Source organism: Streptomyces composti (genome assembly GCF_012034205.1).
Taxonomy (GTDB): domain Bacteria; phylum Actinomycetota; class Actinomycetes; order Streptomycetales; family Streptomycetaceae; genus Streptomyces; species Streptomyces composti.
The window spans coordinates 1-3636 of the sequence record NZ_JAATEM010000070.1; the positions used below are offsets into that span (position 1 = coordinate 1).

At 74.6% G+C, this 3636-nt stretch carries 1 protein-coding gene; it reads right to left on the reverse strand.

The features are described 5' to 3' along the window. Window positions 1-3636, reverse strand: a 3636-nt coding sequence (locus HCJ93_RS28955) for an SDR family NAD(P)-dependent oxidoreductase (RefSeq protein WP_167998793.1), incomplete at both ends; no start/stop codon positions are given.

Below are 3636 nucleotides of genomic sequence, written 5' to 3' on the forward strand. Positions count from 1 at the left end.
AGGGTCCACGGACCCGGTCAGGACCCGGCTGTCCGCCTCGCCGCGCGCGAGCGCGCCCAGCGCGTCGAGGCAGTCGGACCGGTCCTCCGCGACCACGGCGGCCCGGTCGTCCAGCGCGGCCCGCGTGGTGCCGAGCGAGAACGCCAGGTCGGCCGTGGGGAGTTCGGGCCGAGCCGCGACGAACGACCGCAGCCGCTCGGCCTGCGCCCGCAGGGCGTCCGTGCCCTGGCCGGAGAGGACCCACGGCAGCGGCCCCGACACGGCGTCGGACGTGCCGACGACGGCCGGCTCCTCCTCGAACTGCTCGATGATCGCGTGGGCGTTGGTGCCGCTCACACCGAACGACGACACACCGGCTCGGCGGGGCCGTCCGGTCTCCGGCCACTCGACCGCGTCCCGCAGCAGCGTCACCGCACCGGCGGACCAGTCGACGTGCGGCGTCGGCTCGTCCACGTGCAGCGTCCTCGGCAGCACACCGTGGCGCATCGCCATCACCATCTTGATGACTCCGCCCACGCCCGCCGCGGCCTGCGTGTGCCCGATGTTCGACTTCAGGGAGCCGAGCAGCAGCGGCTGTCCGTCCGGCCGGTCCTGCCCGTACGTGGCGATCAGCGCCTGCGCCTCGATCGGGTCGCCGAGCCGGGTGCCGGTGCCGTGCGCCTCGACGGCGTCGACCTCGGCGGCGGTCAGCCGGGCCCGGCCGAGCGCCTGGCGGATGACCCGCTCCTGCGAGGGGCCGTTGGGGGCGGTGAGGCCGTTGCTGGCGCCGTCCTGGTTGACCGCCGTACCGCGCACCAGGCCCAGGACCGGATGCCCGTTGCGCCGGGCGTCCGACAGCCGCTCCAGGAGCAGGACACCGGCGCCCTCGCCCCAGCTGGTGCCGTCGGCCGCCGCGGAGAACGACTTGCTGCGGCCGTCGGGAGCGAGCCCCCGCTGCCGGCTGAACTCCACGAACGTCCCCGGCGAGGCCATCACGGTGACGCCGCCCGCGAGCGCGAGCGTGCACTCGCCGTCGCGCAGCGCCTGGACGGCCATGTGCAGGGCGACCAGCGAGGACGAGCAGGCCGTGTCGACCGTGACGGCCGGGCCCTCCAGACCGAGGGTGTACGCCACCCGGCCGGAGATCACGCTCGCCGCGGTGCCGGTGAGCAGGTACCCCTCGAACCCTTCGGGTGCCTCGCTCATGCGCGGCCCGTACTCGTCCTGCGACGCCACACCGACGAAGACGCCCGCCTGGCTGCCGGCCACCGACCGCGGATCCATCCCGGCCCGCTCGAACACCTCCCAGGACGTCTCCAGCAGAAGGCGCTGCTGCGGGTCCATCGCCTGCGCCTCACGCGGCGAGATCCCGAAGAACTCGGCGTCGAACTCGCCAGCGTCGTACAGGAATCCGCCCTCGTGGACGTACGACGTGCCCGCGCGCTCCGGGTCGGGGTGGTAGAGCGCGTCGATGTCCCAGCCGCGGTCCGTGGGGAACACGGACACCGCGTCCCGGCCGTCGGTGAGCAGCTGCCAGAGGTCCTCCGGCGAGCGCACCCCGCCGGGATAGCGGCAGGCCATGGACACGATCGCGATCGGGTCGTCCTCGGCCGCGGCACCCACCGGGACCGGCACAGGGCGCACGGAGGCGGACTCCGGCGTGCCGGTCGCCTGCGTGTGCAGGAAGCGGGCCAGCGCCTGCGGCGTCGGATGGTTGAACACCAGCGTCGGCGGCAGCTTCAGGCCGGTGACGGCGACGAGCCGGTTGCGCAGCTCGACCGCGGTCAGCGAGTCGACACCGATGTCCTTGAACGCGTGCGAGGCGTTCACCGCGTCCGCGGAGGCGTGCCCGAGCACGGCGGCCGCCTGCGTCCGCACCAGGTCCAGCAGCAGCCGCTCGGCCTCGGCGTCGGAGAGGCCCGACAGATTCTGCGCCGTCCACGTGGCGTCGTCGCCGACTCGCTGGGCGCCGGACTCGGCCCGCAGCTCCCGTACGTCCGCCAGGTCGGAGATCAGCGCGCTGGGACGGGCGGCGGTGTACGCCGGCACGAACCGCGCCCAGTCGATGTCGGCGACGGTCACCGTCGCCTCGCCGCGCCCGACGGCCTCTCCCAGCGCGGTGAGCGCCAGGTCGGGCGCCAGGGCCGGCAGCCCGCGCCGCCGCAGTTGCTCGGCGACCTCGCCTGCCGCCATTCCGTCCGCGTCCCAGGGGCCCCATGCCACGGAGGTGGCGGGCAGCCCGAGCGCGTGCCGCTGCTCGGCGAGCGCGTCCAAGTGGGCGTTGGCCGCACCGAAGTTCCCCTGCCCGGCCCGGCCCAGCGTGCCGACCACCGACGAGAACAGGACGAACGCGTCGAGGTCGAGGTGACGCGTGCACCGGTCGAGAAGCGCGGCGGCGGTGGCCTTCGGACGCAGGACGTCGTCGAGGCGCTCGGTGGTGAGCCGGTCGAGCACCGCGTCGTCGAGGACACCCGCGGTGTGGACCACGGCGGTCAGGCCGGGGTGCGCGGAGACGAGAGCACGTACGGCGTCCGGATCGGTGACGTCGCAGGCGGTGAGGGTCACGGTGACGCCCAGCGCGGTGAGGTCGTCGTGCAGGGCGGTAGCCCCGGGGGCCTCGCCGCCGCGCCGGCTGGCGAGGACGAGGTGCTCGGCGCCGTTCTGGGCAGCCCAGCGCGCCACGTGGGCGCCGAGCGCGCCGGTACCGCCGGTGATCAGGACGGTGCCGCGCGGCTGCCAGGCCCTACCGCTGCCGGCTGCCGCCCGGGTCAGTCGGCGCGCGAGGACACCGGCCTCGCGGACCGCCACCTGGTCCTCACCGCCGGACGGAGCGGCCAGTACGGCACGCAGGCGTGCGGCGCCGCGCTCGTCGAGCTGTTCGGGCAGGTCGACGAGCCCACCCCAGCGGTCGGGGTGCTCCAGCGCGGCGACCCGGCCCAGGCCCCAGACCTGCGCCTGGGCGGGCCGGGTGAGCGGATCGGAGCTGCCCGTGCTGACCGCGCCCTGGGTGACACACCAGAGGGGGGCCTGCACACCGGCGTCCCCCAGCGCCTGGAAGAGAGCGAGCGCCGGCGCCGCCGGGGCCACGTCGTCGCCGCCCAGCGCGAGGAGGGACAGCACGCCGGTCACGGCAGCGTTGTCATCACCCAAGCTTAAAGCGTCGGAGACTTGCTCGGCGTAGCGCGCGCGGTCCGCCTCGGACGGGTCCAGCACGACCTGCCGCCCCCGTACAGCGCGGGTGACAGCACCCACCAGCGCGTCGTCCTCCTGGCCGACGGGAACCACGACCAGCCAGGTACCGACCGGTCCGGCCTGCGGATCGGCGATCGGCCTCCATGCCGCCCGGTAGCGCCAGTTGTCCACTGTCGACACACGATCCAGGCTCTTCCGCCAGGACGCCAGCGCCGCGAGCACCGTACTCAGCGGGGCATCGCCCTCCACCGAGAGCGTGCGGCCGAGCGACTCCCAGTCCTCGTTCTCGACCGCCTCCCAGAAGCGGGTGTCGGCGGTGTCCGGGGAACCGGTCGTGGTCGGGTTGATCCAGTACCGCTCGTGCTGGAACGGGTAGGTCGGGAGGTCGGTGACGCGGTTGGTGCGCGGGGTGGGCCAGTTGATGGGCCGGCCGTGGGTGTGGAGGTGTGCTGCTGAGGTGAGGAG